We start from the raw sequence: 6,399 nt of genomic DNA, 5'->3' as shown, positions 1-6,399 counted from the left end.
ACCGCAGGCCACACCGTCGAGCAGCAGGTGCCTGGCGCGGGTCCGCAGCGGTTCTGCTGAACAGCACCTTCATCCAAGGCTTCGAGCTCGACGATTTCCATCCGCTCGCCTTCGGAGGACATAGTCTCGGCCAGACCAGACCAGAGTCAAAAGATAGGTACGGGGGTGTGGTGGAGGACAAGGGTTTCGGGAGTGTCAGATGGTGAAGGAAGGACCACAAAGGAGAGGACCACAAGGGCGCGCGTTGCGTACGGATGTTGCGTTGGCATGTGAGTCGCGTTGGGAGCAGACCACAACGGGGGGGTTGCGATCACAAGTCGCGATGCAATGCAGCGTGCGCACGAGGACGAACCACAACGAAGGGATTACCTCCGGCCCGGGGAGGAAGGAAACATGAAGTATAACAACGCGATCGGTGATCTGAGAGTTGAGGCGTAAGCATCAAGATACGTTGATGCCTACGCCTCAATCGAGGGAGGCCGACTTGCCGAATCAACCGATTTGATGCGTAGGCATCAACGAACTGACATGTCTAGCAGGGTCACTGTTGAGAATACGTATCAACGGCCAGGCCCGGTTTGATGCGTATGCATCAACGGTCTTGAGGCATACGCATCAACATAGAAGACCAGTTCAGAGGTAGTTAACGATGATATCGACCTCCGAATGATCGATCCCCACCACACTTTCGCCAGTGATGACCGCGGCTTCGTCCAAGGCGTTCCACCAGACTGGAAACTGGACTGTACCTTCGTATCCCGCCTCGCCTTGAACTTCTTCGCTTAGGGACCCGTCCTCACTGGGGATCAAGACCGACGTAAGCATCGTGATGTCGAAGCGGCCCCGGAAGACAAATTCGAAGGCAGCCCGGTCGCGAAGCATCGTGACTGCATCGATGAGGACATACACAGAGCTCTCAGGCTCGCCGACGTTTGGATTCCCACCTGGCACCTCGACTGCTTCGAGATCGCTCCGTGCCCGGTCGGCGAGTTGCTCGCGCAAATCACCGACGAGGCCGGCAAGGACTGTCCCGAGACTTGCCGCGCACATGTCCTCAAGTAGGTGAAGGGTTCGGCGCGTTGAGGCATCCGCTCTGATTGTGACGACGGCTTCATGTCGTGCCTCGGGGTCATTCGCATCGAACTCCCCTACGGGAAACTCTCTGATGGTGAGAAAGCCGTCCGCCAACTCCGAGTCCATGAGCGCGATCTTCTGAATGATCTGCGGCGCAAGGTCTTCGAGCGCACGGCGAGCAGTCCGGTCCTTCAAGTCGGCGGCGATCACCGTAGTAGCAGCGCGGGTTACCTTTCCCGCAGTAGCGAAGGCTTCGACCTTGCTAACGACTGTGCGCCGGAGCGTGTGAGCAGTCTGAAGATCCTGCATCACACGCTTCGTGGGGGTGAAGTCGATTGCGGACTTTCGGAGATTGCAGGGCCCGCAGATGGGGGCGAGGTTGTACGGGTCATGGACGTCGTAACTCGTCACAGCTGGGTTGAGTAGCTCATCGGCGAGCTTATCCAGCCTTGCCTGCGTAGCAGTCCTGGGCAGAATGTGGTCTATCTCCGTAGCGTTGAAATCGACTGGCTTTTCACACCAATAGCAGCGAGACCTGTACACGTCATACAAGGCCATACGCAGAATCCGGTTGTCACCACCCTCGCGGTACCTGATCTCTGTCACGTATCAAACCTAGCTCTCGGATACGGCCTGTAGACATCCGCCATCCCTGGAAGTGTCACCGAGAGACAGCGCCCTGACTTGCCAGCGCGCCACCCGGGTGAGCGTCTCCCTCGCGCTGCCTGGACGCAGCCAAGGAGACATAAGGACTTCCGCCAGCGCGGGGCAAGCGGCCTGATCTCCTCACAACTGGAACTGTCCAGTTTTCTGGACAACAAAGAGGAGAGCCCCAGTTTGCCGCCGACAAGCCTTACCCACCCCACTGTCTGGCCGCTGAACAGAGGGATAACCAGGGCAGACTCACGACCTACCGGATTCTGGGCGACCGTCCAGTGCCGCAAGGCAAATTGGCAATTTGAGTTGTTGACCGTCGCAGATCATTGATTCCTACGACGCTCACGGGAGCACGAGTGTTCGGATTTACGAGAGCACCATCCCAACCTCTTGTAACGCCCGACGTTCTCAGTACCATGTAGCAGCGGTACCAGGTGGGTCGTTCGGTCTCCCATTAAGCCCTCAACTGCTCCCACGAGCAGCCGCTGCTATATGAGTAGGCCGTACGTTGAAGACTAGAGGAGTGAGGATGGTCGAAGCGCCCCAAGAAAATGGGAACCCTTCGCGCTTCATAATGTCGGGGTCCACGCTAGTGGCGATATTACGCGGCGGAGACAGAGGAATTTTCCGGCAGCGATCAGAATACAGCAATCAACAATTCGATGATATGATATCCATTCATCGACAACACATTGAGAATACATTCGGAACAGGCGCCTTCGAGCGCGTTCAAGAGTTTTCCAGGACAGCTGGAACGGCGTATTCAGAACTTCTCGATCGCATAATAAGAATGACAGTTTGGGCAACCATTCTACTGTACTTTACAGGCTGGGCCGCCTTGGTTTTTGGCGCGGTCAAATTCTTCAGCTTCCCGCTACTGCTGACCATTCTACTAATGGAACTTTACGACGCGGTGACCGCGCCCCGGAAAAGAAGCACCAACCCGTCTCTGGATGAAGTATTCAACGAAGTCGGCGGGCCCCGGACTAGGCCTCGGTCTGTATATCTGCAGCTACTAGCGCAGTGGTCAATCAAATTGGGCGTTTCAGTCGCCTGCTACTACGCCACCGATATATGGTCATCCGGTGTCGCACATATATTCAACGAAATGTCTTTAGGTCTGATTTTCATATATAGCACGAGGCTAGCCCTCGGTGTATTGTCTCGCGGCATTTACGGAGCTGTCGCAACATTGATAGTCTTGAAATTTCCGACATTGATTCTCCTGGAGCAGGTCATATTCCAGACAGGCGCGCGGCTGCTACTTCGCTGCAATGATATTGATAGCAGCCTGTCCACTCGCCGATACTTCTCCATAACGTTGGAGAAGATGGCCTCCAATTTCGAGTCGAGCATACCGCGAGCCCTGCGCCTTAGAATCCATCCGCATGATTCTTCTTTTCAGCGCATGCTTTCTATCGCAAATTATATACGATCGTTGAAGGTGTGGGTCGCGTTTCCCCAGCAAGGCACAGCTCAAGCAATGGCCGACGAGTTGTCGATACTGATTAGCGCAATTGCAACACAAATGTATCACTACTTACCAATAGATCCGGTCGAAGAGCCCCTCGTAAAGACCAAATGGCACCTTCAAATCGCCAAATTCTTCGGCAGCATTTTAGCAGCGATTACACCTTTAGCGGCCTTGTTTATTGTACGCCTAGGTGGCATAGAACTCGATAATAAGATTACCGCTGTCTGGACAATCGCCGGATCTGTGTGGATCGTCATCTATGCTATTAGCTTGTTTGATCCGAAATATTCCGAGAAAATAAGCGCCGCGAAGGAGATAATCAGCATCGTCGAAACAAAACGCTAATATATCTCCATGCGGCTGACCAGGGAGCATGTGTATCGCATAATGGATGCCACGGAACCTTCCCGGCCGGGGAGGTAGGGGATATCTTCTCCGAAGCGTCTCCGGTAGACAGCGTTCGCCTCACCCGCGTCTCCAGCAACCGCACGAGCGTCTCCCCGCGCGGCCGCAAGGAGACACCAAACCACGACAAAGGCGACACCCGAGGAGATAGCGGACCACCAGGGACGAGGGACAGCTGATCCGGTACGCAACGAGTACGCACCGGATTCAGCAGCCGCCCCGATCTGCCAAACCTGACCAACGGACAATCCGCAGGTCGGCGCAGTGTTTCAACCCTCCCATCGGCTACAAAACCCTAGGTGGCAATCCGAGCTGAATCACGGAGCTGGGGTGTGACCTCATCCGATCGCCCCTCACCTGGGAGTTGCGACACGCCTTACCTGGTAGGCCCTGAGCTATCGCACGTCGGGTAGTTGAGCCGCAACAGAGATTCGTCAAACGGCGAAACTCCGATTAATAGCTGTGTTGCCAAGCAGTTCCGCAGCCACGAGTTCGGTTCCCCTGTATTGTTTTCCCATGCCGAATGAACTAGGGGGAGAAGTCGAGGCGCAAGCGCCCCTGACAATCCATCTGAAGCCTTACACGCCAGATGACAGTACAGGCACGGATGCGCGGCCCATAACCTTCGCGTATTTAATCCTTGCCCTTCTCATCCTTGGCGCGAATAGTTATGCAACAATCAAACTTGGCCATTACATCTGGGCCAATCCAATCGCGACGCTGCTGATTGGGGCAAGCTTTGCCATCAGCTACCTGATGGCCATTTATGCGATATGGCAACACTACCGGCGATTCAGTCTCAACTGGTTAGCAATCCGATCGAAGAGTCGCCCCCAGCGCGGTCACATAGACCCGAATGCTGAATGGCTGATGTTTGAGGCAAGAAATCTCGCATTCAGCGTGTCCATGTCCCGCCGTTTTGATGACCCTGATGAGGCAGAGGATCGTTGGCTGGAGAGCAGAACCCGCATCTTTCAGATAATCAAAATCTTTGAAAGCTTCGGCTACCATTTCTACGCAGAAGAACTTTTAGACGTACTACACGACCGGGATGAAACCCGGGAGCTGAAATCCCCTCCTCTCGCGCCGGGAGCGATAGCGTGAGGCAAGATCCACCCGTCTACTACCAGGTAACGACGCCGCTCGGGTTGTACCTGCCAACGACGGGCACCATTGTCCCGGCTCAGCCATCGGCCCGGGAACCAGCTCAGCTGGCCGTCCCAGTCATAGCTCCACAACCCGACCCGCAGACCGCACAGCAGAAGGATTGGTCGAAGTCAAAGTGGGCGGTGATCGCTCCATTTCTGTCGGCGGTGACTGCCGCCGTATTGACCTTAGCCGGAGTCGTGATAGCTCATAATGACAAGCAGGAGGCGACGAAACCCGCAGTCGTTGATTGCAGCGTCCAACGTACTGGCGCCCTTGCTATCCACAAGGACTTCCCAAAGTACCGACTCCCGAAGACTGATCCAGCTCAGGCTACCTGCGATATCAACGGCTTCCTGGACGCAGTAGGCTAGCCAGAGAGATTTATTGTAGATGTACGAATACGATAGGCCGCCGCCCGTTCATCGAGAGCCTACCGTTGTTTGATGCGTACGACTCAAACAGCATTGAGGCGTACGCATCAAACCCCAGGGCAACCCAGAACCAACGCCCGAGGGAGTTCGTCCGCAGCATGTCCGCAGTAGCTCCGCCACTGGCCAATCTGCCCCAACGCCACCAATAGCCAAATACCTGGTCAGAGCAGTGGTACCAACAGGCCCAATATCCGTCAATTCAGGCAAAACGGGCAAGATCATCGTTCGGGACGAAGAGGTCGTGCCCGAGGGATGCTCTAACAGCCCCACCGCCCGAAGCGAGAGCCGTTGCCGAAACTGGCTATACAGACCCAAGAGCGGCGCGCATGCGCGCGCCGCCCCGCGCTACGAGGCACACCCGCTCCCTCGCTCCGCTCGGTCACGGGAGCGTCGGCGCGTTGCAGCGCACACCAGCACGCCGCGAATCGATCCCATTGGGCCGCTTCGAGCAATGGACAGGATGGGAAAGCAGACGGGTCAGGGAGCCAGGCCTGATCGGCCGGCCCGGCCTCCGCTGGTGAATCGGCCGGCATCCCAGCCGCTGGGCCCGAATCGCTGACATCCGCCGCAGTCACCGCCAAACGAACCGCCGCACGGATTCGCCGCTTGCACGAAGAACATCGCGACCGGACTTCACGAGCCTGGGAGCCAACGTCGTCGTCGGAGGCTCTCCCTCACCGGCCAGACATCCGCTGGCTCAGCTCTGACAGACCGACTTTATGACGCTGACTTTGTAGCCGGCGTTCTTGGCCATCGCATCGAAGTCAGCTTCGGCGATGGACGCGCCAGAACCGACCGAGTACCTGCTCGGAGAGCTATCGAGGTTTCCCTTCGAATCCATCCCGTACCCCTGGGCAATGGCGGCACAGGTACCACTAGGGAAGACCAGGCGCGCTTTGCAGTCGCCGCCAGCCGTATGACCGCCCCCTGAGCCGGTATCCACCCAGCGTGCCGGATATGCGTTGTTGCAATTCGCAACGGCCGCATCGATGGCTTCTTGTCTGCTCGGATAGTTCGTGACCGTATTGAACCCGTAAGTACCTTCCGCGATAGCTCCCCATTGAATGTCTGCATGTGCGACACCCGCCCCGAGAAGACTGGTCACAGCCGCCGCGGAAATAGACAGGACGGCGCCACTGAAGCGTGAGTTCACGCTTCCCCCTTACATTTTGTCGGATTCCCCTCATCGGGCTCGCGCTAGTGACTATC

General features: G+C 56.6%; 4 protein-coding genes. 2 read left to right on the top strand and 2 right to left on the bottom strand.

Annotated elements, in window-relative coordinates; translation table 11 throughout:
- Positions 1-633: 633 nt before the first annotated feature.
- On the bottom strand, positions 634-1,680 hold the full coding sequence (locus ACWEKS_RS20430; RefSeq protein ID WP_452341537.1) for an HNH endonuclease signature motif containing protein: 1,047 nt from the start codon (positions 1,678-1,680) through the stop codon (positions 634-636).
- 580 nt (positions 1,681-2,260) lie between these two features.
- Between ACWEKS_RS20430 and ACWEKS_RS20425 the strand changes: the two genes are divergently transcribed.
- Both ACWEKS_RS20425 and ACWEKS_RS20420 read left to right on the top strand, forming a co-directional pair.
- Positions 2,261-3,550 (top strand): hypothetical protein, encoded by a 1,290-nt coding sequence (locus tag ACWEKS_RS20425; RefSeq protein ID WP_452341536.1) that lies wholly within the window; start codon positions 2,261-2,263, stop codon positions 3,548-3,550.
- A gap of 576 nt (positions 3,551-4,126) precedes the next feature.
- Positions 4,127-4,714 carry a hypothetical protein gene (locus ACWEKS_RS20420; RefSeq protein WP_452341535.1) on the top strand — a complete coding sequence of 196 codons (588 nt, stop codon included), beginning with the start codon at positions 4,127-4,129 and terminating at the stop codon, positions 4,712-4,714.
- Positions 4,715-5,887: 1,173 nt separating this feature from the next.
- On the opposite strand, the gene ACWEKS_RS20415 is transcribed toward ACWEKS_RS20420, so the two are convergent.
- Complete coding sequence (locus tag ACWEKS_RS20415; RefSeq protein WP_452341534.1) at positions 5,888-6,343, bottom strand: DUF4189 domain-containing protein; 456 nt, start codon at positions 6,341-6,343, stop codon at positions 5,888-5,890.
- Between the last annotated feature and the right edge of the window lie 56 nt (positions 6,344-6,399).

The organism is Nocardia sp. NPDC004711 (assembly GCF_053601595.1).
The sequence above is the reverse complement of the archived record's forward strand: the minus strand, read 5'-3'. Positions and strand labels throughout refer to the sequence as shown.

Coding starts and splice junctions, on each gene's coding strand:
- ACWEKS_RS20425 (WP_452341536.1), top strand. CDS start 2,261: ATGGTCGAAGCGCCCCAAGAAAATGGGAACCCTTCGCGCTTCATAATG.
- ACWEKS_RS20420 (WP_452341535.1), top strand. CDS start 4,127: ATGCCGAATGAACTAGGGGGAGAAGTCGAGGCGCAAGCGCCCCTGACA.